Below are 23,690 nucleotides of genomic sequence, written 5' to 3'. Positions count from 1 at the left end.
AATCCCAAGCCGAATCATAGCACGCCGCGCAGTATGCTTCGATCGTCAGCGTTTCATCGGGCTGCGCGCTTCGCCGTCGCGCCAGTCGCCGCTTGCCCACATATGGTCGAAGGCGGCGCGGTAGTCCGGAAAGCGCAGGGAATAGCCCGCCGCCTTGATCGCCGCATTGGCGACACGCTTGTTCTCGCCATAGAAGGACCGCGCCATGGGCGAAAGTTGGGCGGTGTCGAAAGGAATTTCGGGCGGCGGCTCGACGCCCATCAGCGACGCGGCATAGGCAACGACATCCTGCGGCGGCGCCGGCTCATCATCGGTGACGTTGAAGATGCCCCCAGTGTTGCCTTCGACAAGCCGCCACAACGCCCCGGCAATATCGTCGCAATGGATGCGGTTGAACACCTGGTCCGGCTTGACCAGCCGCCGCGCGGTGCCGTTTTCCAGATTGACCAGCGCATTGCGGCCAGGACCATAGATGCCGGACAGGCGCAGGATCGCCACCGGCTTGCCGATTTCCGCGCCGAGCTTCAGCCATGCCTGCTCAGCCTCAACCCGCATGACGGAGCGCTTCGACACCGGCCGGCATGCGGCCGTTTCATCGACCCAGGCGCCGCCATAGTCGCCATAGACGCCGACGGTCGAGAGATAGCCGATCCATTCGACCGCCGGCATCCCCGCGATTGCCTCCCGGGCGGCATTCAAGACTGGGTCGCCGGTCTCTTCCGGGGCGACCGAAATCACCAGATGCGTCGTTTTCGCCAGCGCCTCGCCGATTTCGCCGGTCAACGCGCCATCGAACAGCAGCGGCGCGATGCCAGCCCGGCGCAACGCCTCGAATTTTTCCTCGGACCGCGTCGTGCCAAGGATCACGGCGGCATCCCTGTTGGCGCGGGCAAAGGCCTTGCCGGAATAACCGGCGCCCAAGATGAAGATCTGCTTTCCGCTCATGCATGCGCCCCGTCTGGCCGCGCCAGGCGCCATTCCTCGCGCACCGCCGCATCGTTCTCGGTTTTCAGACCGGTCGCGGCCCATTTGGCATATTCGGCGTCAGGCACCAGCCGCGCCAGCGCCCATATTGCCGCGCCCCGCACCAGCGGCGAGGGATCGCCGAGCAGCGCACGCACCGGGACGGCCAAGGCGGCATCGCCCGAATTGCCGGCAGCGATCAGCACGTTGCGGATGAAACGATCGCGGCCGATGCGCTTGATCGGCGAACTTGAGAAGAAGGCGCGGAAGGCCGCGTCGTCCAGTTCGAGCAGGTCGGCGAGCGGCGGCTTGCGCAGATCGTCGCGCGCGGCGAGTTTTGCTTCCGATGCCGCGCGGGCGAACTTGTTCCAGGGGCAGGCGGCCAGGCAATCGTCGCAGCCATAGATGCGGTTGCCGATCTTTTCGCGGAATTCGTGCGGGATCGGACCCTTGTTCTCGATGGTGAGGTAGGAAATGCAGCGCCGCGCATCGAGCCGGTAGGGCGCGGGAAAGGCATCGGTCGGGCAGGCATCGAGACAGGCGCGGCATGAGCCGCAATGATCGATCTCGGCCCGGTCGGGCGCGAGCTCAACCGTGGTGAAGATAGTGCCGAGGAACAGCCACGAACCATGTTCGCGGCTGACCAGATTGGTGTGTTTTCCCTGCCAGCCAAGCCCGGCGGCTTCGGCCAACGGCTTTTCCATCACCGGCGCGGTGTCGACGAACACCTTCACGTCGCCGCCGGCGCGCGCGACGATCTTGCCGGCGATTTCCTTCAGCCGGCCTTTTATCACATCGTGATAGTCGCGGTTTTGCGCATAGACCGAGATGGCGCCCCGGTCGCGCCTGGCCTGCAGCGCACGCGGGTCGTGGTCGGGGCCGTAATTCATCGCCAGCACGACGATCGAGCGCACTTCAGGCCAAAGCGTGGAAGGTTCGCTCCGCCTTGCAATCGTCTCGGCGATCCAGTCCATCGAGCCGTGAAAGCCGTCGGCGACGAATTCGGCGAGCCGCGCCGGCGCCAGCGGGATCGCATCAGGGGTGGCGACGGCAATGGCATCGAAGCCGGCGCGCTGCGCCTCCGCGTCGATCAGCGCGCGCAGTTTTGCGACGTCAGAAGTCGAGGTCCGCATAATGCGACACCGGCGACAGACCGCGCACGCGGTCGGTCAAGAGCGGCCGGAAGGAGGGCCGCGACTTCACCCGCGTATACCATTCGCGCGCCGCGGCGTGTTCGCGCCAGTCGATCTCGCCGAGATAGTCGAGCACCGACAGCGTCGCGGCGGCGGCCAGATCGGCATAGGTGACCCTGCCGCCGGCCAGCCAATGGCGGGTGCCGGCCAGCCAGTTGGTGTATTTCATATGCTGGCGGATGTTGGCGCGCGCCGCACGGATGGCACCCGAATCGGGTGAGCCGCCGCCCGCCGTTTCCGGCATGATCGGCTTCAGCACGCGTTCGCGCACCAGATGGCGGGTGACTTCGCTTTCGGCCTTGTTGAGATACCAGTCGATCAGCCGGCGGATTTCGGCGCGCTGCATCGGGTCCTCGGCGAACAGCCGCTTGTCGCGCTTGAGCACACCGCGGGTCTCGTCGAGATATTCCGAGATCACCGTCGCGCCGACGATCGGCACGTCGCCTTCGGCGAGCAGGATCGGCAGCGTGCCGGCCGGGTTCAGCGCCAGAAACTCCTTGCGCCGCGTCCACGGCTTTTCCTCGATCAGCGCCAGCTCCTCGCCATACTCGCCGAAAGCAAGGCGGACGAAGCGGCAGGTGGCGAACATGGGATGATGGAAAAGCGTCAGCATGGTTCCGCGATGATAAAGCGCACTGGCGAATCGCCGGTCGCACCGGTAAGTCTTGGCCGCCCGGTTAGCGGGCCGTCAGGTGTTGCGACCTATAGGGGGAGTTCAACGCCATGACAAGCAAGCCGTTCTGTTAGCCGTCGCGCAAAGCCGAGGTAGCCATGGAAAGCCAGACCATCGTCGAAGCCCTGCTGCTCGGCCTGCTGGAGGGGTTGACGGAGTTCATACCGGTGTCCTCGACTGGCCATATCCTGCTTGCCGGCCATTTCCTCGGCTTCAACTCGACCGGCAAGGCCTTCGAGATCCTGATCCAGCTCGGCGCCATCCTGGCGATCCTGAGCGTCTATTTCCGCCGCCTGTGGCAGATGCTGCTCGACCTGCCGCACGACCGGCTGACGCGGCATTTCGTCATCGGCATCCTGATCGCCTTCCTGCCGGCGGCCATCATCGGCGCGCTGGCGCATGATTTCATCAAGACGGTGCTGTTCGAATCGCCGAGGCTGATCTGCATCATGCTGATCATCGGCGGTGTCGTGCTGCTGGCGGTCGACCGCATGAACCTGAAGCCGGTCTACCGCGACGTCGAGCGCTTCCCGACCAGGCTTTACCTGCAGATCGGCCTGTTCCAGTGCCTGTCGCTGATCCCCGGCACGTCGCGCTCGGGCTCGACCATCGTCGGCGCGCTGCTTCTGGGCGTCGACAAGCGGGCGGCGGCGGAATTTTCCTTCTTCCTGGCGATCCCGACCATGGTCGGCGCCTTCGCCTTCGACCTGTTCAAGAACCGTAATGTGCTGACCTCGGCCGACCTGCCGATCATCGCCATCGGCTTCGTCGCCGCCTTCGTCGCGGCGCTCATCGTCGTCCGCTTCCTGCTCGATTACGTCTCGCGCAACGGCTACTCGCTGTTCGGCTGGTGGCGGCTGGTGGTGGGCATCGTCGGCCTGGTGGCGTTGATGATCTGGGGGTGAGGAGTGATCCGCGAAGCGGACGGAAAGCCAATTGCTTGGCTTTCCGAACGACGAACGCCCTGAGCCGGCGAAGGGCGAGCAATGCCTCTCTGAGGTCCCCCCTAATTCCGTCCATAAAACGCATTTTCGACATGCACCGGCCAGCGCCAGGGCAGCACGGCGACCATGTCGAAGCGCATCGACAGCCTGCCATAATCCGCCTGCCGCGACAGCCAGATGTCGGCCGCCGCTTCGATGCGGCGCTCCGATTCACGGCCGATCGCTTCCATGGCTTCCATCAGCGTGCGCCGCGCCTTGACCTCGACGAACAGCACCAGGTCGCCACGCCGCGCGATCAGGTCGATCTCGCCGAAGCGGGTGCGATGGCGGCGCGCCAGAATCCGGTAGCCCTTCAGCATCAGTGCGGCGGCTGCCAGCCACTCGCCGCGATGGCCGCGCCGATAGGCTTTCTGGCGGCTGGCGCTCGGGCGCTCAGCCACCGTCGCTTTCTCCTGAGGCGTCCCTGAGTTCCAACAGTCGGCGATACAGCGCCTGCTTCTGGCCACCGGTCATCTTCGCGGCCTCGGCCGCTGCCTTGGAGGCCGGCATTTCGGCAGCGAGCGACAAAAGCAACCGGTCAATGTCTGCGGGCTCGTCCGCCTTGGCCTCGGCCGGGCCGACGCAGACGACGATCTCGCCCTTCGGCGTGTCGGCCGCCGCATAATGGTCGGCCAGCGCCCGTAGCGTGCCGGTGCGCATTTCCTCGAAGGTCTTGGTCAGTTCGCGACCGATGGCGGCTTTGCGCTCGCCGCCGAGCGCCTCGACCATGGCGCCGAGCGATTCGGCCAGCCGGCGCGGCGATTCAAAGAAGATCAGCGTCGCCGGTACCGCCTTCAGCGCCTCCAGCCGCGTCAGCCGCTGCCCTGATTTGACCGGCAAAAATCCGGCGAACAGGAAGGCGTCGGACGGCAGGCCGGACGCGGTCAAAGCCGCAAGCGGGGCCGACGGACCGGGAATCGGCACGACGCGAATGCCGTGCTCGATCGCTTCCCCGACCAGCCGGTAGCCGGGATCGGAGACCAGCGGCGTGCCGGCGTCGGAAATCAGCGCCACGCTCTGGCCGCCTTGAAGCGCCGCGATCAGCTTCGGCCCGGCCTCGCCGGCATTGTGCTCATGATAGGCCGTGGTGCGGCGGCGGATGCCGTAGCGGTCGAGCAGCACGCGCGACACCCTGGTATCCTCGCAGGCGACGACGTCGGCGGCGGCCAGCGTCTCCAGCGCGCGCAGCGTGATGTCGGCGAGATTGCCGATCGGCGTCGCCACAAGGTAGAGCGCCGGCTCGAGCGGACGGGCGGGGATTTCGGTCTGCCCGACCACATAGCTGCGTCTTCCCGTCTCTTCGGTCACTGATGCCGTCTCCGTTCCGCCCTGTTTGGCCTGCCAAATCTTGTTTGGCATGGCTGGCGCGGCCTTGCAAAAGGTCATGCCGATGTAAGGTGATCGCCATGCCTTCGCCACAGTAGGGAACCAAACCGGCATTGGCAGATTTAGCCCCTGATTCCTAAAGGGAGGACAGGATGGACAGCCTGAAGATACAGGACGCTTTCGAGCCTTACTATGCCGGCCGCAAGCGCGTTGCCGCCGCCAGGGACAAGCGCCTGCCTGCCAAGACCGACACCAGCCTGATCGAGCGGGCGACAACCGCCCTGCCGACGAATGTCAGGCTTTCCGACAACCAACCCGATAGCACGACGGAGCACTGACCGGACGATGCCCAATCGCTTCGATATCTTCATCACCCGTCTTGAAACGAAAAGCGCCAGGGAAGGCGTGCCCCCGCACCCGATGAACGACCAGCACAGCGTTCGCCGCGAAAAGGCCGACGCCAAACCGGCCCGGAACGGCGAGGCGCATGCCGAGAAGGATCGCGGCAAGCGCCGTTTCAAGCACGACGCCTGACAAGCGCGACTGGCCGAGACCGTTCTGCCTTCGTCTGGGTCACCCCAGATAGCGTGAAACGCGCGCCTTCAGAAGGTCAATCAGCTCCAGATCCATGAATTCATAGTTGTCCGGTATATCGAGGCAGATGACCCGGGCCTTCTTCAGGCTGGTCTTGAATTTCTTCTGCAGTTTGGTGCGGTGCACCTTTTCCATGACGAAGATGATGTCGGCCCAGGCGACGAGCTCATGAGTCAGCGGCGTGTCGGCATCATGATTGGTGCCGGCCGACGCAACTTCGATATCCCGGCGCGTTGAAAACACCTGTTCGGCGGTCGGGCTGCGCAAGCGGTTCTGACTGCAGACGAAGAGGACGTTTTTCAAGACTTTTGCTCAAGCATGATCTTGACCGAAAACCGGCTTCCACTTTTCGGGATCATGCTTAGCGCGCCAGATCCGCGACCACGGCGTCGAGAACGATCATCCCGGCCGGCGTGGCGCGCAGACGGGCATTGCCGATCGGCGCTACCAGCCCCTCGCCCTGCAGTACCGACAGCCGTGCGCTCGACAGGCCGCGGCCGGAAAACGCCTCGTAGCGCGAGAGGTCGATGCCCTCGGCCAGTCTCAGCCCCATCAGCAGGAACTCGTCGGCCTCCTCCGAGCGTGTCAGGATCTCGCCGCCGGTGACGCCATGGCCCTTGGCCTCGACGAGGTTGGCCCAGGTTTCCGGCATCCGCTCGGCGATCGTCACCGTGCGGCGGCCGTTCTCGACGAAGCGGCCATGCGCGCCGGGGCCGACGCCGACATATTCGCCATAGCGCCAATAGGTCAGATTGTGCCGGCTTTCAGCGCCCGGCCTGGCGTGGTTGGAAATCTCATAGGCCGGCAGGCCATGCGCGGACGTAATCTCCTGCGTCAGCGCATAGAGGTCGGCGGCGTGGTCATTGTCGGGAATGGCAAATTTCTTTGCCGCGTGCAAAGCGTGGAAGGGCGTACCTTCCTCGATGGTCAGCTGGTAGAGCGAGAGATGGTCGGCGGCGTGGCCGATCGCCTGTTCGAGCTCGGCTGCCCAGGCTTCCGGCGTCTGGCCGGGCCGGGCGTAGATCAGGTCGAAAGACAGGCGCGGAAAGATTTCCCGCGCGAGGCCGATGGCGTGCAGCGCCTCGTCGACATTGTGCAGCCGGCCGAGGAAACGCAAATCCTTGTCGTTCAGCGCCTGTACGCCGAGCGAGACGCGGTTGACGCCGGCCGCGCGATAGCCGCGAAAGCGTTCGGCCTCGACCGAGGACGGGTTGGCCTCCAGCGTCACTTCGATGCCGTCCGGCACCGTCCAGTTCTTGGCCACGGCGTCCAGAACCCTGGCCACGGTTTCCGGCTTCATCAGCGAGGGGGTGCCGCCGCCGAGAAAGATGCTGGTCACCTCGCGCGGCCCGGTGCGCTCACGCATCGTCGCCAGTTCCGCCTCGAAGGCGGCGGCAAAGCGCTCCTGGTCCACCGGCTGGTGGCGGACATGGCTGTTGAAGTCGCAATAGGGGCATTTGGCCGCGCAGAACGGCCAATGGATGTAGACGCCGAAGCCGGGGCTGCGGTCGAGCGGCATGGTCATGCCGGGTCCAGTCATGCCGAGCCCAATCTCGGCAGATCCAACCGTGCTTGGGCGAATTTCTGGAAAGCACGGGCGCGATGTGAGAGCGCCGCAGCCTGGCCGGGTTTCCAGCCATGCTTTTCCTCAGCGCTCATCTCGCCAAACGTCTTGTCGAAACCATCGGGCAAGAACACCGGATCATAACCGAAGCCGAGCTCGCCACGCGGCGGCCAGACCAGCGTGCCTTCGGCCTCGCCGCGATAATATTCGGCCGCCCCGTCGGGAAAGGCCAGACAAATGACGGCGACGAAGCGGCCCTTGCGCTGTTCGGCCGAGGCTGCGCCGACTTCCTGCAGCGCCACTTCGGTGCGCTGCATGGCCATGGCGAAATCTCTGCTGCCGTCAGGGGTTTCGGCCCAGTTGGCGGTGTAGACGCCGGGCGCGCCGTCGAGCGCGTCGACGCACAGGCCGGAATCGTCCGACAGCGCCGGCAGGCCGGTCGCCTTCGCGGCGGCCAGCGCCTTGATGTAGGCATTTTCCTCGAAAGTGGTGCCGGTCTCGTCGGGCTCAGGCAGGCCGTAGTCCTTGGCCGACTTCGCCTCGAAGCCGAACGGCCCCATCAAATCGGCGAATTCGCGCAGCTTGCCGGCATTGTGGCTGGCGACGACGATCTTCTTGCCATCAAGTGTATGCATCAAAGGCCCCAGATTCTCGGCTCGGCGAACTCGATCGAATTGCCCGAGGGGTCGCGTATATAGAGCGAACGGCCGCCTTGCGGCCATTCGAATTCGCTTTCGATGGCGATTCTTTTTGCCCCTAAATGCGCTTTCCAAGCCACGATTTCATCCGCGCTGGCCGCAAAGCAGAGATGACCTTCTCCGACCGCGCCGTGCGGCGGCACGGGCAGCCGGGCATCCGGCGCCGGCGGTATTCTGGTCGCCTCGGCGTTGAAGATGAGCAGCACGCCCGGCCCGCAACGAAAGAAGAGGTGGCGGCCGTCGACCTTGCCGAGCAGATCAAGGCCGAGCACGCCGACATAGAATTCTTCCGCCGCCGCCAGATCGGTGACGTAGAGGGCTGATTCAAGGATGGCGGAGGGGGTCACCAGAAAATCGATGGCTTACGCCACCGCCATCTGCTGCAGGCTGACCAGGCGCTGGATGCCTTTCTTGGCCAGGCCCATCAACTCGCCGAACTGGTCCTCCGAGAAGGGCTCGCCCTCGGCTGTGCCCTGGATCTCGACGATGCCGCCCTTGCCGGTCATGACGAAATTGGCGTCGGTGCCGGCCGCGGAATCCTCGAGATAATCGAGGTCGATGACCGGCTGGCCGTCATGGATGCCGCAGGAAATCGCCGCGACATGGTCCTTCAGCACCTTGGCGACGCTCGCCATCTGCCGGGCTTCCATCCAGCGCAGGCAGTCATACAGCGCCACCCAACCGCCGGTGATCGAGGCGGTGCGGGTGCCGCCATCGGCCTGGATGACGTCGCAATCGACGGTGATCTGCTGTTCGCCTAGCGCCTGCAGATCGACGACGGCGCGCAAGGACCGGCCGATCAGGCGCTGGATTTCCAGCGTGCGGCCGCCCTGCTTGCCGGCGGAGGCCTCGCGGCGCATGCGCTCGCCGGTCGAGCGCGGCAGCATGCCATATTCGGCCGTCACCCAACCCTTGCCGGAATTGCGCATCCAGCCCGGCACCTTCTCCTCGAGGCTCGCCGTGCACAGGACATGGGTGTCGCCGAACTTCACCAGGCACGAGCCTTCGGCGTGCTTGGAGACGCCACGCTCGAAGGAGATGGCGCGCATTTCGTCGAATTGGCGTTTGGAGGGGCGCATTCAGGCTTCTTTCCCAGTCATTTTTCGGAATCGTGGCCGGCTTTTAGACGGATGGGGGGCAGCGCGCAAAGGAAAACGGACCGGGCGATCCGATACAGAGACCGGGTTGCGCCCACCGTGCCGAAGTCTATATCCTGAACAAGGAGGTTTTTGGCCGAATGACCAAGGCAATCGATCCGGGTTCGCAGTCGCTTGCACTTCAATCACTCGACATGCGCTCTCGCGACATCTTCCGGCGCATCGTCGATTCCTATCTCAGGGACGGCGAGCCCGTGGGCTCGCGCAGCCTGTCGCGCATCCTGCCCTCCTCGCTGTCGCCGGCCACCATTCGCAATGTGATGAGCGACCTCGAGCATCTCGGGCTGATCTACGCGCCGCATATCTCGGCCGGCCGGCTGCCGACGCAGGCGGGCCTGCGCTTCTTCGTCGATGCCTTCATGGAACTTGGCGACCTCTCCGACGAGGAGCGCCGCACCATCGAGGCGCAGGTGCGGGCCTCCGGCTCGGGCGCGACGCTGGAGCACATGCTGACCGAGGCCAGCCAGATGCTGTCGGGCATGTCGCGCGGCGCCGGCCTGGTGCTGGCCGCCAAGAACGAGGTGGCGCTGAAGCATATCGAATTCATCCAGCTGGAGCCGACCAAGGCGCTCGCCGTGCTGGTGTCGCAAAATGGCGACGTCGAGAACCGCGTTGTCGAGCTGCCGGCGGGCATCACCGTCCCGCAGCTGCACGAAGCCTCGAATTTCCTCAACGCCCATATTCGCGGCCGCACGCTGGCCGAGGCGCGCACCGAGATCGCCCGCATCAAGGAAGAGACGAGAGCCGCCCTCGACACGCTGTCGCAGGACCTCGTCGAGAAGGGGCTGGCGGTGTGGGCGGGCGCGGAAAGCGGCCTGCCGGCACGGCTCATCGTGCGCGGCCGCGCCAACCTGCTCGAAAACGTCACCGCCCAGGCCGACATCGAATTGCTGCGGCATCTGTTCGAGGACATGGAGACGCAGGACGGGCTGATCCAGCTGCTTGACCTCGCCGAGCAGGGATCGGGCGTGCGCATCTTCATCGGTTCGGAAAACAAGTTGTTTTCGCTGTCGGGCTCGTCGCTGGTGGTCGCGCCCTATCGCGACAAGGATGCCCGCGTCGTCGGCGCGCTCGGCGTCATCGGGCCGACCCGGTTGAACTACGCCCGCATCGTGCCGATGGTCGATTATACGGCGCAGCTGATTTCACGCATGCTAAGGTAGGGCCCCGAACGGGAAGAGACGGGCAGCAAGGAGAAAAGAATGGCGCTCGAAGAACTCAAGGCCCGGATCAGCCTGCTGCTCGAGGAGATGGTCAACCAGCCGGAAGACCAGCACGAAATCCAGGAACAATTGCGCGAGAAATTGCGGGAAATGCGCGCCATGGGCCTGCCGCTGCCGGCCGATCTGGTCGCGCTGGAAAAACGCCTCGACGACGATTTTTACGCTGCCGGCACATAAGACCGGATTTTCGCTTCCTCGTCAGGTCGAGCGAGCGGAACCCGGAGACAAGCCGGCCGTTGGTTTCCTTCGCGACCAGATGGAGGACAAGATGATCCGATTAGCCGGACTGGTGATCCCCGCCCTGTTCCTCACAAGCGCGGCGTTCGCACAGCAGGCGGACCAGCCGGTGCTGAAGGGCGCGGCGGCCTTCGGCGACTGGCGTGCCGACAAACCGGGCGTGCGCCGACTGATCAAGCCGGAAGACCTGCCGAAGCCCTATGTCACCAAGTCGGTGTCGAACAGCGCCGGCCTTGCCGACATGCCGGCGGGCGCGAAGCCGCAATTGCCGCCGGGTTTTTCGGCCGAGCTGATCGCATCCGGCATCGACAATCCGCGCGCCGTGCGCGTCGCACCCAATGGCGACCTGTTCGTCGCCGACAGCGAAGCCAACCAGGTCCGCGTCTATCGCCTGGCCAAGGACAGCGCCAAGCCCGCCGAGGACGGCATTTTCGCCGGCAATCTCAACCAGCCCTATGGCATTGCCTTCTATCCGCCGGGGGACGACCCGCAATGGGTCTATGTCGCCAACAGCGACAGCATCGTGCGCTTCGCCTACCGCGGTGGCGAGCTGAAGGCATCCGGCGAACCCGAAATCATCGTCGCCAACATTCCCGCGAACCATCACTGGACCCGCGACATCGTCTTTTCGCCTGACGGCAAGACGCTCTATCTGTCGGTCGGCTCCGGCTCGAACGTCGCCGAGGACATGGGCAAGGCGCCCGATGGCGGCCTTGAAGCATGGGTGAAATCGCAGCCGCTGGGCGCGGCCTGGGGCTCCGAAGAGGGGCGCGCCGACGTGCAGGCCTTCGATCCGGACGGCAAGAACGGCCGCATCGTCGCCACCGGCCTGCGCAACTGTTCTGGCATGACCATCCAGCCGGCGACCGGCGCGCTGTGGTGCGTCGTCAACGAGCGCGACGCGCTGGGCGACAATGTGCCGTTCGAATACGCCACCTCGGTCAAGGACGGCGCGTACTATGGCTGGCCCTGGTACTATATCGGCAACCACGAGGACCCGCGCCACAAGGGCGCGCGGCCCGACCTCGCCGGCAAGGCAACCACTCCCGACGTATTGATGCAGGCGCATTCGGCGCCGCTCAACATCGCCTTCTACGACCGCAAGGACCTGCCCGCCGACAGCGGTTTTCCCAAGGAATACAGGGGCGATGCCTTCGTTGCCCTGCACGGTTCGTGGAATCGCGGCAACCGGACCGGCTACAAGGTCGTCCGACTGCTGTTCAAGGATGGCAAGCCGACCGGCGAGTATGAGGATTTCATGACCGGCTTCGTCGTTTCCAGCGGCGAGGTGTGGGGCCGGCCCGTGGGCGTGGCGGTGGCCCATGACGGCGCGCTGATCGTCACCGACGACGGCAATGGCACGATCTGGCGCGTGACCTATGACGGCGGCCGTTCCTGAGGGATTTTACTCGGATGGCGCGGTATCTGGTGCAATAGAATCCGACCGCCAGGGAATTCAATCCTGGTCCGTTCCGTGCGAAAAGGCCGCCTGATCCAGGACCACTCGCCATGACCCTCACCGGCTTCCTCGCCTACAGTGCCGCCCTCGGCATCGCCGCCGCCATTCCCGGCCCCGGCGTCACCGCGCTTGTCGCACGGGCGCTCGGCTCGGGTTTTCGCTCGTCGCTGGCCATGTCTTTTGGCCTGATGCTCGGTGACCTCATTTACCTGACCGCCGTGGTGCTCGGCCTCGCCTTCGTCGCGCAGACCTTCGGCATGGTGTTCCTCGCCATCAAATGGGCCGGCGTCGCCTATCTGGCGTTTCTGGGCTGGCGCTTCTGGACCGCCGGCATCACGCCCGAGACGGTCGAGGCGAAAAAGGGCAAGAGCGGACTGGTGTCGAGCTTTGTCGCCGGCCTCACCGTCACGCTCGGCAATCCGAAGACGATGATCTTCTACCTGGCGATCACGCCGACCATCGTCGACCTGAAGACGATCACGCTGGCCGATTACGGCATTCTCGCCGCGCTGACGGTGGTCGTGCTGTTCGTCGTGCTGGTTCCCTACCTGGCGCTCGCCGCCAAGGCGCGCTGGTTCCTGAAATCGCCGCGCGCGCTAAAGCTGCTGAACCGCACCGCCGCCGGCTTCATGGTCGGCGCCGCGGCAGCGATCGCGGCCCGCCAGTAGCAGCCTTTCAGCCAAAACATTCCGGGGCCAGGCTTCCCCGCGAAATGCTTTTCCGGGACTTGGGCGTTTTAGACACAGGCCCCACTCGGATATTTCCGGCCGACAGCTTATGTTGCGCGGCTGAAAGCCCTATCTTGCCGGCTGCAATGCCACTTGCCTGAAATCCTGGGAGCGAAACCAATGAACAAGCCCGTCACCTCCGCCCGCGTCCCCGGCCGCGGCCGCATCTACAGTTCCATCACCGACACGATCGGCGACACGCCCCTGGTCCGGCTCGACAAGTTCGCTAAGGAGAAGGGCGTCGTCGCCAATCTGGTCGCCAAGCTCGAATTCTTCAACCCGATCGCCTCGGTCAAGGACCGCATCGGTGTGGCGATGATCGAGGCGCTCGAGGCTGCCGGCAAGATTGCGGCCGGCAAGACGACGCTGATCGAACCGACCTCGGGCAATACCGGCATCGCGCTTGCCTTCGCCGCCGCCGCCAAGGGCTACAAGCTCATCCTGACCATGCCCGAGACGATGTCGGTCGAGCGCCGCAAGATGCTGGCGCTGCTCGGCGCCGAACTGGTGCTGACCGAAGGGCCGAAAGGCATGAAGGGCGCGATCGCCAAAGCGGACGAACTGGCCGCGACGATCCCCAATGCCGTCATCCCGCAGCAGTTCGAGAACCCGGCCAACCCGGAAATCCACCGCAAGACGACGGCGCAGGAGATCTGGAACGACACGCAGGGCGAGGTCGACATCTTCGTCGCCGGCATCGGCACCGGCGGCACCATCACCGGCGTCGGCCAGGTGCTGAAGAAGCTCAAGCCTTCGCTGCATGTCGTCGCCGTCGAGCCGGAAGCCTCGCCGGTGCTGTCGGGCGGCCAGCCCGGCCCGCACAAGATCCAGGGTATCGGCGCCGGCTTCGCGCCAAAAATTCTCGACACCACGATCTATGACGAGATCGTCAAGGTTTCCAACGAGGATTCGGTCGCCAATGCCCGCCTCGTCGCCCGCCTCGAAGGCGTGCCGGTCGGCATTTCGTCGGGTGCGGCGCTGCAGGCGGCAATCGTCGTCGGCTCGCGGCCGGAGAACAGGGGCAAGACCCTGGTCGTGGTCATTCCCGACTTCGCCGAGCGCTACCTGTCGACGATCTTGTTCGAGGGATTGGGGGCTTAGGCCACTACACAAACGTCGAGATCCTTCGCGCCCCCCTCTGCCCTGCCGGGCATCTCCCCCACAAGGGGGGAGATCGGCTGTCATCCGGACTTTCGCTAATCGTCAACGATGCAGGATGGAGCGGAGCGCGAAAACTGCCAATCTCCCCCTCGTGGGGAAGATGTCCGGTAGGACAGAGGGGGGCGCTGTCCCGCCGGCATAAAAAGGTTCCGGACGCTGGCCCGTTGAAAAATCCTCCCGTGGCGCCTGTGACCCGGCTTGAGCAGGACCCTGCTTCAGGTGCATATCGCCCCGGTCCGCTTTGCGCGGACCAGGGGAGAATTTCATGTACAAGCTCTATACCCGTCCCGGCAGCGGCGGCTTCGTCGTCGAGGCGGCGCTGGCGCTGGCCAACGCACCGTTCGAACAGGTCGATGTACCTAAATCCGACCGCCCCGATCCGGCCTTCCTCGACATCAGCCCGCTGAACCAGGTGCCGGTGCTGACCTTGCCGGACGGCAGCTCGATGACCGAATCGGCAGCGATTTGCATCCTGCTCGCCGAGCGCCATCCCGAGGCCGGCCTGGCACCGGCGGTCGATGCGCCTGCCCGCGCCGATTTCCTGCGCTGGATGGCCTTCATGTCGTCGGTGCTCTACCCGGCGGTGCTGCGGTTCTACTACGCCCATCGCTACACGACCGACGCCGACGGCACGAAAGCCGTCAAGCAGGCGGCAGTCGCCGAGATGAACCGTGGCTTCGCCGTCCTCGATGCCGCTCTGAAGGGTCGTGACTGGCTGGTTGGTGACCAGATGTCGCTGGCCGACATCTATCTCGTCATGCTGGTGGCCTGGCATCCCGACATCGACACAGCGCGAGCGGCATGGCCTGATATTGAACGTCTCTGGGCCAGGCTGCGCGGCCATCCGCTGTTGAAGACGCTCAACACCTCACATGAGATGTGGCCGGGCTGAAGATCAGTTTCGCAGCGCCGCCCTTTTGCCTTGCAGGAACCGGCGCACCGCCGGGTCGCGTTCGAGACCGATTGCCCTGTCATAGGCCTCGGTTGCCTGCGGCGCCTGGCCGAGCCTGGCCAGGAGACCGGCCCGCGCCGCCCAATAGGGCTGATACTCATTGAGCCGCTTGTCGTCGCCCAGCACGTAAAGCGCCGCCAGCCCCGCCACGGCGCCCTCCGTCTCGGCAAGCGCCACCGCGCGGTTGATCGCCACCACCGGCGATCCGACGATCGAAAACAGCGCGTCGTAAAGCGCGCGGATCGCCGGCCAATCGGTGCGGCCGGTCAGCCGCCGCGCCGCGTGGGCGGACTGGACGGCCGCCTCGAGCTGGTAGCGGCCGACGACGCCGCTCATCGCGGCATGGGACAGAAGCGCCTCCGCCTCGTCGATGAGGGCGCGGTCCCACAGGTCGCAGTCCTGTTCGGCCAGCGGCACGAAGTCGCCTTCGGCACTGCGCCGGGCAGTGCGGCGCGCCTCGGCAAACAGCATGAGCGCCAGCAGGCCAAGCGCTTCCGGCTCTTGCGGCATCAGCGTCACCACCAGGCGGCCGAGCCAGATGCCTTCGGTGGCGAGGTTGCGGCGCTGCGTCTCGGTGCCGACCGGATCGGACCAGCCTTCGGCGAAGGCGGCGTAGATCGCTTCCAGCACCGCGCCCAGCCTTTCGCCGAGTTCGGCCCGCTCCGGCACACGGAACGGAATGCCGGTTTCGCGGATGCGCGTCTTGGCGCGCACCAGGCGCTGGCCCATCGTTGCCGGCGAGACCAGGAAGGCGGAAGCGATCGTCGCGGCATCGAAGCCCAGCACGGTCTGCAGGATCAGCGGCGCCCGCACGCCCGGCTCGATCGCAGGATGCGCGCAAGCAAACATCAGCCGCAGCCGTTCGTCGGGCAGCTCTTCGTCGGTCATGCGCGCCTCCATCTCCTCGGCGATCAGCTTGAGATGATCGCGGGCCGCCTCCCGGGTGAGCCGCCGGCGAACCGCATCGACCCGCCGCCGCCGCGCCACGGCCAGCAGCCAGGCTTCCGGCTTTTCAGGCACGCCTGACTTCGGCCAGCGCTCGAGCGCGGCGGCAAAGGCGTCCGCCAGCGCATCCTCGGCCGCGGTCACGTCGCGCGTGCGCGCCGCGAGCCAGGCGACCAGCTTGCCGTAGCTCTGCCGGGCGGCGGCCTCGGCGGCCGCCCGGGCGATCTCCGGGCGACTGTCCATCACATGGTCATTTCCTGGCACGTCGTCATTGCTTGGGCATGTAGTCGGCCATTTCCCAGATCGGCCGCAACTCGACCGTGCCGGTGCTGGCCGCCGGACAGCGCGCGGCCCATTCGATGGCGGTGTCGATATCGGCCGCCTCGATCATGTAGAAGCCGGCAAGCTGCTCCTTGGTGTCGGCATAGGGGCCGTCGATCACATTGGTCTTGCCGTCGGCGATCCGGACCGAGGTGGTCGCCTGGGTCGGGCGCAGGCGTTCGCCGGCCAGCCACGCGCCGGATTTCTTCAACGCTTCGGTATAGGCGCCATAGGCCGCGCTCATCTGCTGGGTCTTCTCGATCGGCATGGCCGCCATTGCGGCTTCGTTATTGTTGATCATCAGCATGTATCGCATGGGTCTTCTCCCGTGGTTTCGAAGGCCGCGTCCTTGCGGGGCCAGACGTATGTCGCGCGGCGTCGACCGATTTCGACAGGCGCCAGGAAAAAACTTTCGGCTTCGTCACGCGGTTTCGCAAGGACCAGGTTTCGCCAAGCGGCCGGCGGCGCTGGCCATGATGCCTCGCCGCGCTACCCTTTGTGATCCAGGCACGTCACGCCAGAGATGGGAGATGAGCAATGGAACTCGTGACCCGCAAGAAATTCAAAAGCGGCCGGTTGATGCCGTGGGGCAAGGGGACCGTCGTCACCGGCGCGAAGGGATTCGTCTACCTTTGCGGAAACACGGCGACCGCCGCCGACTACGATCCGGCCGGCAAGCAGGGCGGTCGTTTCGCCGGCGATGCGGCGGCGCAGTGGCTCGAGGTTCTGGGCAACATCAAATCAGATCTGGAGGAGCTGGGCACCGCGCTTGAACACCTTGTCAAACTGACCTTCTTTGTCCGAGGACCGTTTCCCGACGGCGGCGTTCTCAGCTCTCCCAATTTTCGCCTGGACGTTCTGGACGCGTTCTTTGCCGAGCATTGCCCGAAGCACTGCAGTTACAACAACCCGCCGCCCTCGGAGGTGATTGGCGTTGCCGCGCTCGCTCAAGCCGACATCGTCATTGAAATTGTCGCGATCGCGGCCCTGCCGGATTGAGCCGGGCCTTGGCGTGCCTCCCTCACCCCCATGCGCACGAGGCCGGAGCGCAGTACGCAGACGCCATCGAAGACGATCAGCGGATTGGCTGGTATCGAAAGATGGTTCAGCGGGAGGACTGGGCTTGGCCAGACGTGATTGGGGCGGACTGGACCGAGGAAGGTCGGTCACGCGGTCCTCGGCTGCTCGTGTCCTGGGACACCAGGCCAGCCGGGGGCGGGATCAAAGACGTGGCGATGTCGCACGACGCCTGTCGCTCAGAGCCGGGCGCTCGGAACGATAGGTGGTGGCGCGGGTCGTGGCACCCGGCCTGCAGATACGGCTGTTGTGGCGGCTCTCGAACGTCATGGTCAGTGCGCGCCCAGCGACGTGCCGCGACGGGCGCAAGCCGGACCGGGGCCGCGCATGTAGTAGCGCTCCGGCCGATAGGTCGGCGCGACGAATTCGCGGATGGCGGCGGCGTAGCCGATGAGGTGCGTGAGGAAGTTCATTTACCCTGTCCCTGTCCCGATTTTCGGATGTCCCTTCCGAATTGCGCGAAGGATAGCATCGAGGCGTGAATAGTCGGTGAACACGATGTTAATATCTGGTCGAAAACCCGTTGCTTCGTGGCCGGAATGCGGCTGTTTCGGGGTGTTTCCGCGCCTTTTGTCGCCATTCCGGCCAGTGTGACTTTTGCATCACATATGTTTCGTTTGAATGTCGCCTGGGCGCGGTTCTGTTTCAATTTCCGGCTGGCTGATGGAATTTCCTTGCTCAGGCAGGAAAGGAAGGAACCGGCATATAGGGCGGACGTTGACCGTCGGGACTGGCGTGGCCGGCCCGCGATTGCCTGCAAGCCGCAGGCACGTACACCAACACCGCAAGAGCAAATGGAAAGGCTAGAACCATGGGCTTCTTTTCGAAGGACATCAAAACGCTGGACGACCTGTTCGTGCACACGTTGCGCGACATCTATTACGCGGAAAAGCAGATCGAGAAGGCATTGCCGAAGATGATCGACAAGGCCACCAACGCGCAGCTCAAAGCAGGCTTCGAAAAACATCTAGAACAGACCAGGGGCCATATCGAACGCGTCGAAGAGGTGTTCGAGCTGCATGGCGTCAAGGCCAAGGCCATCGACTGCCCGGCCATTGACGGCATCCTCGAGGAAGCCGACGAGGTGAGCGGCGACATCGCAGACAAGGAGGTCCTGGACGCCGCCCTGATCGCGTCTGCGCAAGCAGTCGAGCATTACGAAATGACCCGCTACGGCACGCTGATTGCATGGGCCAAGCAACTCGGCCGCAGCGATTGCGCCAATGTACTCGCGAAGAATCTCAAGGAAGAGCAGGCGACCGATCGCAAGCTCACCGAGATGGCGGAAAGCAAGATCAATCTCCAGGCTGCCGAATAGGTGAGATGGCAGGCAAGATCGGCGCGGCAACGGCGCCGACTTGCCTTGTCGCGCGGTCGGAACCGGAATGGGCTTTGCCCCGTTCTGGATTGAACCCATTGCAAGGAGTTTGTCATGGCGCCGCGTCCAGCCTGGAAGGGTTATCTGAAGCTCTCGCTGGTCACCTGTGCCGTCGAACTGACCAATGTCGTCACGCATACCGAAAGGGTGTCGTTCCGCATTCTCAACCGCAAGACGGGCAACACGGTGAAGCGAATCTATGTCGATGCCGAAACCGGCAAGCCCTTGGACGATGGCGACGAGATCAAGGGCTATGAATTGGACGGCGGCGATTTCGTCCATATCGAGGAAGACGAGATCGAGGCCGTGCAGATCGAATCCTCGCACACGATGAGCCTCGACGGTTTCGTCGACAAGGCCTCGATCCAGCAGATCTATCTCGACACGCCCTACTATGTCGCGCCGGCCGACAAGGTGTCGGAAGAGGCGTTCGCCGTCATCCGCGATGCCATGGCGGGCAAGAAGATGGCCGGGCTGGCGCGCATCGTGCTCTACCAACGCGAGCGCCCCGTGGTCATCGAGCCGCTCGGCAAGGGCATGGTGCTGACGACGCTGCGCTACGACAACACGGTGCGCCAGCCGGACAGCGTGTTCGGCGAGATCAAGGCGGTGAAGACCGACCAGGAAATGACCGATTTGGCCGAGCTGATCATCGACAAGAAGAAAGCAAAATTCGACCCCTCGAAATTCGACGACAAATATGAGGACGCGCTGCTCGAACTGATCCGGGCCAAGAAGGCGGGGCACAAGGCGCCCAAGGCCAAGGCGGCCCCCAAACCCTCCAACGTCGTCAATCTGTTCGACGCGCTGAAGAAGAGCCTGTCGTCGGATTCGGGGTCAACGAAGGCTTCATCGCCGGCGGCCAAACGCGCCAGGCCGAAAGCCACCGGGCCGAAGCGCAAATCCGCCTGAGGACATCATATGGCCGGCCTCGAACAATATCACGCCAAGCGCGATTTCAAGAAAACGTCGGAGCCGGCGGGCAAGGTCGCACGCACGAAAAAGAGCGAAGCGGGCGGAATCTTCGTCATCCACAAGCACGCTGCGACCAGGCTGCATTACGATCTTCGCCTCGAGCATGGCGGCGTGCTGTGGAGCTGGGCCGTGACGCGAGGGCCGAGCCTTGATCCGCACGAAAAGCGGCTCGCCGTCCATGTCGAGGACCACCCGATCGACTATGCGCCGTTCGAAGGCACGATCCCGAAGGGCCAATATGGCGGCGGCTCGGTCATCGTCTGGGACGAGGGAACATGGGTACCCGAGACCGACCCGGCCCAGGCGATGAAGAAGGGCCATATCAGCTTCGAACTCAACGGCCACAAATTGCATGGGTTGTGGCATCTGGTGCGGCTGAAACCCCGCGCGGGCGAAAAGCGCGACAACTGGCTGCTGATCAAGTCGGACGACGCCGCGGCGCGGCCGGGCGAGGACATTTTGAAGGAGAAGCCGGAATCGGTGAAGTCGGGCCTGACGATCGAAGAGGTCGGTGAAGGCAAGACCGCCAAGGGTAAGAAGCCTGAAGTCTGGCACTCCAACAAGCCGGCCGCCGGCAAGGCGAAGGCCGCAAGCCGCAAACTCGATTTCATCGAGCCGCAACTGGCGACGCTGGAGCGGAACGCACCGCCGGGCAAGGACTGGCTGCATGAAGTCAAATTCGACGGCTATCGCATGCAGGCGCAGATCGCCGGCACGGAAGTGCGGCTCTTGACCCGCACCGGCCTCGACTGGACCGACAAGTTTGGGAGCGAGATCATCGCGGAACTGGCCGCGCTGAAATGCAGCGACGCCATCCTCGACGGCGAGATCGTCGTGCTGGCCGACAGCGGCGTCTCGTCCTTCGCGCTGCTGCAGCAGGATCTGTCGGCGAAGCGGAAGAACCGCTTCCTCTATTACGTGTTCGACCTGATGCGTCTCGACGGCAAGGATTTGCGCGCCGAGCCGCTGGTCGAGCGCAAGCAGGCCTTGCAGGAACTGGTCGGCAAGCAGTCGGAAAATGCGGCGGTGCGTTTCTCCGACCATTTTTTTGAACCTGGCAAGATCATGCTGGAGCATGCCTGCCGCATGGGGCTGGAAGGCGTCGTCTCAAAACGCGCCGATGCGCCCTATCGCAGCGGGCGCGGCCCGACCTGGGTGAAGTCGAAATGCACGGCACGGCAGGAATTCGTCATCGGCGGCTATCTGCCGTCGGACAAGACCGGGCGCGGGCTGCGCTCGCTGCTGGTCGGCTATTACGAGGGCGGCAAACTGCAGTATGCCGGTCGTGTCGGCACCGGCTTCTCGGCCAAGGGCGCTATCGCGCTGAAGAACAAGCTCGATGCGCTGAAGGCGAAGGCTTCGCCCTTCGACAAGGCCGTGCCGAAAGGCAAGGGGCTGGTCTGGGTCAAGCCGGAATTGGTCGGCGAAGTGGAGTTTCGCAGCTGGACGTCGGACCGTATAATACGTCATGCCTCGTTCCAGGGGCTGCGCGAGGACAAGCCGGCGGAGGACGTTGTGCAGGAAAAGCCCAAGGCAGCGACAGGCAAGGGCAAGCCGGCCTCGAGCGGCGGCGGGACGATGACGACCAGCGTAAAACTCTCGCATCCCGACAAGCTGCTATGGCCCGACGAGAAGATCTCCAAGCAGGGCCTGCTCGACCATTACGCCGAGGTTTGGCCGCGCATGGAGCAGTTCGTCGTCAACCGGCCGCTCAGCCTGGTGCGGGCGCCGGACGGCATCGGCGGCCCGCGCTTCTTCCAAAAACATGCCTCGGCCGGCATGAGCGACAGAATAGCCCGGATGAAAGACCCGACGGATGGCGAGGAAATCCTGTTCGTGCGAGATTTCGACGGGGTGGCGGCGCTCGTCCAATACGGCGTGGTCGAGATCCACATCTGGGGCTGCACGATCGACAAGCTTGAACAGCCGGACCAGATCATCTTCGATCTCGACCCCGATGAAGGTGTCGACGTCAAAGCGGTGCGCGAGGCGGCGCTCGATATCCGGGGCAGGCTCGACGAGCTGTCGCTGCCGAACTTCGTCAAGACATCGGGCGGCAAGGGCTATCATGTGCTGGTGCCGCTGAAGCCATCGGCGGACTGGGAGGCGGTGAAGACCTTCGCCCATGATTTCGCCAAGGCGCTCGAACAGGGTGCCCCCGACCGCTACACGGCCACACTCTCGAAGAAGGCGCGCACCGGGAAAATCTTCGTCGACTATCTGCGCAATGGCAGGGGCTCGACGACGGTCGCGCCCTATTCCTCGCGCGCCAAGAAGGGCGCCACCGTATCGATGCCGGTGACCTGGGCCGAGATCGAGGCCGGCCTGGCGCCGAACGCTTTCCCCATAGGCGACAAGACGACGCTGAAGCAGTTGGCGGAAGCCGATCCTTGGGTGGATTTCTTCAAGCAGGGCAAGGTGTTGAAGCGGGGGTAGTTCTCGGCGCTCAGCTCAAAAACACTTTCTCGAAGGCCTGCTTGCCCGGTGGCGAGAAAATCACCGCGCGGCTGTCCTTTTCGCGGCGCGCCCATTTTTCCAGAAGGATCTTGTCGAGGATGGCGGCGCCCAGCGTGCCGGCGAGGTGCGAGCGGCGCACGCTCCAGTCGAGGCAGGCGCGGCAGACCGGGCGGCGCGGTTTGGCGTCGACATCGATGCCGATCGCGGCAAAATGCGACGACGCGGATGGCCCAAGCCTGATCTCCCTGCCGTCGCGCAGCAATATGTCTTTCTCGACCAGACGGTCGAGCATCGCCACCGCCTGCTCGCCGGCGAGATGGTCGTAGCAGACGCGGGCGACGCGCATGGCACCGTCGCGCGGGCCGGGCCGCACGCGCTTGGGGCCGACAGCCTCGGCGACACCGGTGATGGCCTCGATCATGCCCGCCACTTGCGGCCCGGCAAGGCCGTAATAGCGGTGCCTGCCCTGGCTGGCCAAGGTCAGCAGCCCGCCCTCCATCAGTTTCGACAGATGCGAAGAGGCGGTCGGCAGCGACACGCCGGCTTCCAGCGCCAATTCGCTCGCTGTCAGCGCCGTGCCGCCCATCAGCGCGTTCAGCATGTTGGCGCGGGCCGGGTCGCCGACCAGGCTGGCGATGCGGGCGATGTCAGGTCCTTCACGCATAGTTCGTTCCTCATCGAAGCATTCTTGTCAGATAGCCATTATTCTCCGGCCAGATCAACGAGCCGGCGACGCAAGCGACGATGGCTCCTGACACGAACTGCCTAGCACACCAATGCGTATGACGTTTCGACCGCGCTCGAAGCGTCGATGCAGAACCCAAGGAGACGACCGTGACCATCACCTGCTTTATCCGCTATGAGATCGACCCGTTCGGCAAGGCCGCCTTCGAGGAATACGCCCGCAACTGGGGCCAGGCCATTCCGCGCTGTGGGGCCGATCTGATCGGCTACTATGCCCCGCATGAAGGCTCGGCGACGACGGCCTACGCCGCCTACAACATCGAGAACCTGGCGGCCTATGAAGCCTATCGCGCCCGGCTTGCCGCCGATCCCGCCGGCAAGGCAAACTATGAGTTCGCCAAGCGCGAACGATTCATCCTCAAGGAGGACCGCATGTTCCTGAAACACGTCTCCGGGCCGCACGCCAAGCTGGTGCTGCCGTGATCGCCGTCATCTTCGAGGTGCAGCCCGCGGAGGGCAAACGCGATGCCTATCTCGGCATCGCCGCCAATCTGCGTCCCTTGCTCGACGGCATTGACGGCTTCATCTCGATCGAACGTTTTCAGAGCCTCGCCGACCCGAACCGCATCCTGTCGCTGTCGTTCTGGCGCGACGAGGACGCGGTGAAGGCCTGGCGCAACACCGAAGAGCACAGGCAGGCGCAGCAGGCCGGCCGCGGCGGCATCTTTGCCGGCTACCGATTGCGCATAGCGCATGTGGTCAGGGATTATGGGCTGACCGAAAGGGACGAGGCGCCGGCGGACAGCCGGGCCGTGAATGGGTAGTGGAGAGGCGCGTTTCTTCCTTCTCCCCTTGCGGGAGAAGGTGGCCGAGCGAAGCGAGGTCGGATGAGGGGTGTTCCAGGGAACGCCAGCGCCTCACTCCGCTGGAGCACCCCTTGTA

Annotated in this window: 29 protein-coding genes; 15 read left to right on the top strand and 14 right to left on the bottom strand. The window is 64.6% G+C overall.

Annotated elements, in window-relative coordinates; genetic code table 11:
- Nucleotides 1–45: 45 nt before the first annotated feature.
- From ACLGL5_RS06825 to ACLGL5_RS06815, 3 genes are read right to left on the bottom strand one after another with little or no spacing between them, the layout of a single operon-like run.
- Complete coding sequence (locus tag ACLGL5_RS06825) at nucleotides 46–945, bottom strand: SDR family oxidoreductase (RefSeq protein ID WP_069093230.1); 900 nt, start codon at nucleotides 943–945, stop codon at nucleotides 46–48.
- A complete protein-coding gene (gene queG / locus ACLGL5_RS06820; RefSeq protein WP_069090625.1) occupies nucleotides 942–2,096 on the bottom strand; it encodes a tRNA epoxyqueuosine(34) reductase QueG in 1,155 nt (384 codons plus the stop codon). Before queG ends, ACLGL5_RS06825 begins: the two co-directional genes overlap by 4 nt.
- Nucleotides 2,077–2,769 carry a glutathione S-transferase family protein gene (locus tag ACLGL5_RS06815; protein ID WP_010912586.1) on the bottom strand — a complete coding sequence of 231 codons (693 nt, stop codon included), beginning with the start codon at nucleotides 2,767–2,769 and terminating at the stop codon, nucleotides 2,077–2,079. Before ACLGL5_RS06815 ends, queG begins: the two co-directional genes overlap by 20 nt.
- Before the next feature lie 158 nt (nucleotides 2,770–2,927).
- On the opposite strand from ACLGL5_RS06815, the gene ACLGL5_RS06810 reads away from it, so the two are divergent.
- Nucleotides 2,928–3,734, top strand: a complete 807-nt coding sequence (locus tag ACLGL5_RS06810; RefSeq protein ID WP_019862287.1) for an undecaprenyl-diphosphate phosphatase — start codon at nucleotides 2,928–2,930, stop codon at nucleotides 3,732–3,734.
- A 101-nt stretch (nucleotides 3,735–3,835) separates the two neighbouring features.
- On the opposite strand, the gene ACLGL5_RS06805 is transcribed toward ACLGL5_RS06810, so the two are convergent.
- Nucleotides 3,836–4,213 (bottom strand): YraN family protein, encoded by a 378-nt coding sequence (locus tag ACLGL5_RS06805; protein ID WP_019862285.1) that lies wholly within the window; start codon nucleotides 4,211–4,213, stop codon nucleotides 3,836–3,838.
- Nucleotides 4,206–5,120: a 16S rRNA (cytidine(1402)-2'-O)-methyltransferase gene (gene rsmI, locus ACLGL5_RS06800; RefSeq protein ID WP_069093229.1), complete on the bottom strand. Its 915-nt coding sequence runs from the start codon at nucleotides 5,118–5,120 to the stop codon at nucleotides 4,206–4,208. Before rsmI ends, ACLGL5_RS06805 begins: the two co-directional genes overlap by 8 nt.
- Before the next feature lie 170 nt (nucleotides 5,121–5,290).
- Between rsmI and ACLGL5_RS06795 the strand changes: the two genes are divergently transcribed.
- Together ACLGL5_RS06795 and ACLGL5_RS06790 are read left to right on the top strand one after the other, a co-directional pair.
- Nucleotides 5,291–5,476 carry a hypothetical protein gene (locus ACLGL5_RS06795; protein WP_019862283.1) on the top strand — a complete coding sequence of 62 codons (186 nt, stop codon included), beginning with the start codon at nucleotides 5,291–5,293 and terminating at the stop codon, nucleotides 5,474–5,476.
- A gap of 7 nt (nucleotides 5,477–5,483) precedes the next feature.
- The gene (locus ACLGL5_RS06790) at nucleotides 5,484–5,672 is read left to right on the top strand and encodes a hypothetical protein (RefSeq protein WP_038650961.1); all 189 of its coding nucleotides are present in this window, start codon (nucleotides 5,484–5,486) and stop codon (nucleotides 5,670–5,672) included.
- 39 nt (nucleotides 5,673–5,711) lie between these two features.
- On the opposite strand, the gene ACLGL5_RS06785 is transcribed toward ACLGL5_RS06790, so the two are convergent.
- Genes ACLGL5_RS06785 through rph form a run of 5 tightly spaced genes read right to left on the bottom strand, consistent with a single transcriptional unit; the run spans nucleotide 5,712 to nucleotide 9,073 of the window.
- Complete coding sequence (locus ACLGL5_RS06785; protein WP_069090624.1) at nucleotides 5,712–6,035, bottom strand: low molecular weight protein tyrosine phosphatase family protein; 324 nt, start codon at nucleotides 6,033–6,035, stop codon at nucleotides 5,712–5,714.
- Between the two features lie 58 nt (nucleotides 6,036–6,093).
- Nucleotides 6,094–7,272, bottom strand: a complete 1,179-nt coding sequence (gene hemW, locus ACLGL5_RS06780; protein ID WP_038650954.1) for a radical SAM family heme chaperone HemW — start codon at nucleotides 7,270–7,272, stop codon at nucleotides 6,094–6,096.
- On the bottom strand, nucleotides 7,269–7,931 hold the full coding sequence (gene rdgB / locus ACLGL5_RS06775) for an RdgB/HAM1 family non-canonical purine NTP pyrophosphatase (RefSeq protein WP_038650951.1): 663 nt from the start codon (nucleotides 7,929–7,931) through the stop codon (nucleotides 7,269–7,271). Before rdgB ends, hemW begins: the two co-directional genes overlap by 4 nt.
- Nucleotides 7,931–8,341 carry a VOC family protein gene (locus ACLGL5_RS06770; protein WP_019862278.1) on the bottom strand — a complete coding sequence of 137 codons (411 nt, stop codon included), beginning with the start codon at nucleotides 8,339–8,341 and terminating at the stop codon, nucleotides 7,931–7,933. Before ACLGL5_RS06770 ends, rdgB begins: the two co-directional genes overlap by 1 nt.
- A 15-nt stretch (nucleotides 8,342–8,356) precedes the next feature.
- Nucleotides 8,357–9,073 carry a ribonuclease PH gene (gene rph, locus ACLGL5_RS06765; RefSeq protein ID WP_019862277.1) on the bottom strand — a complete coding sequence of 239 codons (717 nt, stop codon included), beginning with the start codon at nucleotides 9,071–9,073 and terminating at the stop codon, nucleotides 8,357–8,359.
- A 158-nt stretch (nucleotides 9,074–9,231) separates the two neighbouring features.
- Between rph and hrcA the strand changes: the two genes are divergently transcribed.
- The 6 genes from hrcA (at nucleotide 9,232) to ACLGL5_RS06735 (ending at nucleotide 14,851) form a co-directional block, all read left to right on the top strand.
- A complete protein-coding gene (gene hrcA, locus ACLGL5_RS06760) occupies nucleotides 9,232–10,314 on the top strand; it encodes a heat-inducible transcriptional repressor HrcA (RefSeq protein WP_069090623.1) in 1,083 nt (360 codons plus the stop codon).
- Nucleotides 10,315–10,353: 39 nt separating this feature from the next.
- Nucleotides 10,354–10,551: a hypothetical protein gene (locus ACLGL5_RS06755; protein ID WP_010912574.1), complete on the top strand. Its 198-nt coding sequence runs from the start codon at nucleotides 10,354–10,356 to the stop codon at nucleotides 10,549–10,551.
- Nucleotides 10,552–10,642: 91 nt separating this feature from the next.
- Nucleotides 10,643–12,010: a PQQ-dependent sugar dehydrogenase gene (locus tag ACLGL5_RS06750; protein WP_083246906.1), complete on the top strand. Its 1,368-nt coding sequence runs from the start codon at nucleotides 10,643–10,645 to the stop codon at nucleotides 12,008–12,010.
- Between the two features lie 110 nt (nucleotides 12,011–12,120).
- The gene (locus ACLGL5_RS06745; protein WP_069090621.1) at nucleotides 12,121–12,738 is read left to right on the top strand and encodes a LysE family translocator; all 618 of its coding nucleotides are present in this window, start codon (nucleotides 12,121–12,123) and stop codon (nucleotides 12,736–12,738) included.
- Between the two features lie 180 nt (nucleotides 12,739–12,918).
- Nucleotides 12,919–13,899 carry a cysteine synthase A gene (gene cysK, locus ACLGL5_RS06740; protein WP_019862274.1) on the top strand — a complete coding sequence of 327 codons (981 nt, stop codon included), beginning with the start codon at nucleotides 12,919–12,921 and terminating at the stop codon, nucleotides 13,897–13,899.
- A 325-nt stretch (nucleotides 13,900–14,224) separates the two neighbouring features.
- Nucleotides 14,225–14,851 (top strand): glutathione S-transferase family protein, encoded by a 627-nt coding sequence (locus tag ACLGL5_RS06735; RefSeq protein ID WP_069090620.1) that lies wholly within the window; start codon nucleotides 14,225–14,227, stop codon nucleotides 14,849–14,851.
- A 3-nt stretch (nucleotides 14,852–14,854) separates the two neighbouring features.
- Here ACLGL5_RS06735 and ACLGL5_RS06730 read toward each other — a convergent pair whose 3' ends face one another.
- Together ACLGL5_RS06730 and ACLGL5_RS06725 are read right to left on the bottom strand one after the other, a co-directional pair.
- On the bottom strand, nucleotides 14,855–16,099 hold the full coding sequence (locus ACLGL5_RS06730) for an RNA polymerase sigma factor (RefSeq protein ID WP_019862270.1): 1,245 nt from the start codon (nucleotides 16,097–16,099) through the stop codon (nucleotides 14,855–14,857).
- 25 nt (nucleotides 16,100–16,124) lie between these two features.
- Nucleotides 16,125–16,493: a YciI family protein gene (locus ACLGL5_RS06725; RefSeq protein WP_019862269.1), complete on the bottom strand. Its 369-nt coding sequence runs from the start codon at nucleotides 16,491–16,493 to the stop codon at nucleotides 16,125–16,127.
- Nucleotides 16,494–16,714: 221 nt separating this feature from the next.
- On the opposite strand from ACLGL5_RS06725, the gene ACLGL5_RS06720 reads away from it, so the two are divergent.
- On the top strand, nucleotides 16,715–17,176 hold the full coding sequence (locus ACLGL5_RS06720) for a RidA family protein (RefSeq protein WP_069090619.1): 462 nt from the start codon (nucleotides 16,715–16,717) through the stop codon (nucleotides 17,174–17,176).
- A gap of 350 nt (nucleotides 17,177–17,526) precedes the next feature.
- Here the strand turns inward: ACLGL5_RS06720 and ACLGL5_RS06715 are convergent, their stop codons facing one another.
- Nucleotides 17,527–17,667 (bottom strand): hypothetical protein, encoded by a 141-nt coding sequence (locus ACLGL5_RS06715; protein WP_013892047.1) that lies wholly within the window; start codon nucleotides 17,665–17,667, stop codon nucleotides 17,527–17,529.
- Between the two features lie 398 nt (nucleotides 17,668–18,065).
- Here ACLGL5_RS06715 and ACLGL5_RS06710 point away from each other — a divergent pair, with 398 nt between their 5' ends.
- The 3 genes from ACLGL5_RS06710 to ligD all read left to right on the top strand — a co-directional run bounded on the left by ACLGL5_RS06710 (nucleotide 18,066) and on the right by ligD (nucleotide 22,043).
- On the top strand, nucleotides 18,066–18,572 hold the full coding sequence (locus ACLGL5_RS06710; RefSeq protein ID WP_019862267.1) for a YciE/YciF ferroxidase family protein: 507 nt from the start codon (nucleotides 18,066–18,068) through the stop codon (nucleotides 18,570–18,572).
- Between the two features lie 114 nt (nucleotides 18,573–18,686).
- Nucleotides 18,687–19,544: a non-homologous end joining protein Ku gene (gene ku / locus ACLGL5_RS06705; protein WP_069090618.1), complete on the top strand. Its 858-nt coding sequence runs from the start codon at nucleotides 18,687–18,689 to the stop codon at nucleotides 19,542–19,544.
- Between the two features lie 9 nt (nucleotides 19,545–19,553).
- Nucleotides 19,554–22,043 (top strand): DNA ligase D, encoded by a 2,490-nt coding sequence (ligD, locus tag ACLGL5_RS06700; protein WP_069090617.1) that lies wholly within the window; start codon nucleotides 19,554–19,556, stop codon nucleotides 22,041–22,043.
- 10 nt (nucleotides 22,044–22,053) lie between these two features.
- Here the strand turns inward: ligD and ACLGL5_RS06695 are convergent, their stop codons facing one another.
- Complete coding sequence (locus ACLGL5_RS06695) at nucleotides 22,054–22,728, bottom strand: ArsR/SmtB family transcription factor (RefSeq protein ID WP_069090616.1); 675 nt, start codon at nucleotides 22,726–22,728, stop codon at nucleotides 22,054–22,056.
- Nucleotides 22,729–22,898: 170 nt separating this feature from the next.
- Here ACLGL5_RS06695 and ACLGL5_RS06690 point away from each other — a divergent pair, with 170 nt between their 5' ends.
- Together ACLGL5_RS06690 and ACLGL5_RS06685 are read left to right on the top strand one after the other, a co-directional pair.
- A complete protein-coding gene (locus tag ACLGL5_RS06690; protein ID WP_019862263.1) occupies nucleotides 22,899–23,231 on the top strand; it encodes an NIPSNAP family protein in 333 nt (110 codons plus the stop codon).
- Nucleotides 23,228–23,572: an antibiotic biosynthesis monooxygenase family protein gene (locus tag ACLGL5_RS06685; RefSeq protein ID WP_064985388.1), complete on the top strand. Its 345-nt coding sequence runs from the start codon at nucleotides 23,228–23,230 to the stop codon at nucleotides 23,570–23,572. The genes ACLGL5_RS06690 and ACLGL5_RS06685 overlap by 4 nt, the downstream gene beginning before the upstream one ends.
- Nucleotides 23,573–23,690 lie beyond the last annotated feature (118 nt).

The sequence above is a fragment of the Mesorhizobium sp. U510 genome (assembly GCF_059180695.1).
The sequence above is the reverse complement of the archived record's forward strand: the minus strand, read 5'-3'. Positions and strand labels throughout refer to the sequence as shown.

Coding starts and splice junctions, on each gene's coding strand:
- ACLGL5_RS06695 (WP_069090616.1), bottom strand. CDS start 22,728: ATGCGTGAAGGACCTGACATCGCCCGCATCGCCAGCCTGGTCGGCGAC.
- ACLGL5_RS06710 (WP_019862267.1), top strand. CDS start 18,066: ATGGGCTTCTTTTCGAAGGACATCAAAACGCTGGACGACCTGTTCGTG.
- hemW (WP_038650954.1), bottom strand. CDS start 7,272: ATGACTGGACCCGGCATGACCATGCCGCTCGACCGCAGCCCCGGCTTC.
- ACLGL5_RS06810 (WP_019862287.1), top strand. CDS start 2,928: ATGGAAAGCCAGACCATCGTCGAAGCCCTGCTGCTCGGCCTGCTGGAG.
- ACLGL5_RS06755 (WP_010912574.1), top strand. CDS start 10,354: ATGGCGCTCGAAGAACTCAAGGCCCGGATCAGCCTGCTGCTCGAGGAG.
- cysK (WP_019862274.1), top strand. CDS start 12,919: ATGAACAAGCCCGTCACCTCCGCCCGCGTCCCCGGCCGCGGCCGCATC.
- ACLGL5_RS06725 (WP_019862269.1), bottom strand. CDS start 16,493: ATGCGATACATGCTGATGATCAACAATAACGAAGCCGCAATGGCGGCC.
- ACLGL5_RS06720 (WP_069090619.1), top strand. CDS start 16,715: ATGGAACTCGTGACCCGCAAGAAATTCAAAAGCGGCCGGTTGATGCCG.
- ACLGL5_RS06795 (WP_019862283.1), top strand. CDS start 5,291: ATGGACAGCCTGAAGATACAGGACGCTTTCGAGCCTTACTATGCCGGC.
- ACLGL5_RS06825 (WP_069093230.1), bottom strand. CDS start 945: ATGAGCGGAAAGCAGATCTTCATCTTGGGCGCCGGTTATTCCGGCAAG.
- ACLGL5_RS06745 (WP_069090621.1), top strand. CDS start 12,121: ATGACCCTCACCGGCTTCCTCGCCTACAGTGCCGCCCTCGGCATCGCC.
- hrcA (WP_069090623.1), top strand. CDS start 9,232: ATGACCAAGGCAATCGATCCGGGTTCGCAGTCGCTTGCACTTCAATCA.
- ACLGL5_RS06815 (WP_010912586.1), bottom strand. CDS start 2,769: ATGCTGACGCTTTTCCATCATCCCATGTTCGCCACCTGCCGCTTCGTC.
- rph (WP_019862277.1), bottom strand. CDS start 9,073: ATGCGCCCCTCCAAACGCCAATTCGACGAAATGCGCGCCATCTCCTTC.
- queG (WP_069090625.1), bottom strand. CDS start 2,096: ATGCGGACCTCGACTTCTGACGTCGCAAAACTGCGCGCGCTGATCGAC.
- rdgB (WP_038650951.1), bottom strand. CDS start 7,931: ATGCATACACTTGATGGCAAGAAGATCGTCGTCGCCAGCCACAATGCC.
- ku (WP_069090618.1), top strand. CDS start 18,687: ATGGCGCCGCGTCCAGCCTGGAAGGGTTATCTGAAGCTCTCGCTGGTC.
- ACLGL5_RS06790 (WP_038650961.1), top strand. CDS start 5,484: ATGCCCAATCGCTTCGATATCTTCATCACCCGTCTTGAAACGAAAAGC.
- ACLGL5_RS06730 (WP_019862270.1), bottom strand. CDS start 16,099: ATGGACAGTCGCCCGGAGATCGCCCGGGCGGCCGCCGAGGCCGCCGCC.
- ACLGL5_RS06715 (WP_013892047.1), bottom strand. CDS start 17,667: ATGAACTTCCTCACGCACCTCATCGGCTACGCCGCCGCCATCCGCGAA.
- ACLGL5_RS06750 (WP_083246906.1), top strand. CDS start 10,643: ATGATCCGATTAGCCGGACTGGTGATCCCCGCCCTGTTCCTCACAAGC.
- ACLGL5_RS06735 (WP_069090620.1), top strand. CDS start 14,225: ATGTACAAGCTCTATACCCGTCCCGGCAGCGGCGGCTTCGTCGTCGAG.
- ligD (WP_069090617.1), top strand. CDS start 19,554: ATGGCCGGCCTCGAACAATATCACGCCAAGCGCGATTTCAAGAAAACG.